Here is a 402-nt window from a genome sequence, read left to right as displayed (position 1 = left end):
GTCGAGTTCTTCGCTGTAGCGGCGCAGCGTGTAGCTTTCGCTGAGCTGGCCGATCACCTTGCGTTCGATCAGGTTGTTGACGACGGCGAGCGCTTCGCTTTCGCTCTTGTCGAAGATCGCCGCCGCCTGCCTGGCATTCATCTGCGGCTGCAGGAAATCGTTGCGATAGTGGATGAAATCGGCAAGCGTCTTGCCCTCGTCCTGCGCATCGGTCGGATTGGCGTAGATCTCCGGCACCAGCACAAGGCCCGCATATTTGTCGCTCTCCTCGACGAGGATGACGCGCTGGGTCGAGCCGATCGGGAAGGCCTGCTTGAATTCCTCCAGCGAGATGCCCGCCCTTGCCGTCTTGACGTCGGCGCGCATCAGCTTGTCGACCGTCAGATTGCGGATCCAGCCGAC

General features: G+C 61.2%; 1 pseudogene. It reads right to left on the bottom strand.

Annotated elements, in window-relative coordinates:
* Nucleotides 1–402: pseudogene (locus tag EOD29_RS30710) on the bottom strand (chloride channel protein); the annotation flags it as partial.

It is taken from the genome of Mesorhizobium sp. M1A.T.Ca.IN.004.03.1.1 (assembly GCF_003997555.1).
Taxonomy (GTDB): Bacteria; Pseudomonadota; Alphaproteobacteria; order Rhizobiales; family Rhizobiaceae; genus Mesorhizobium.
Note: the sequence above shows the minus strand (reverse complement) of the source record. Positions and strands in the feature narration are given on the sequence as shown.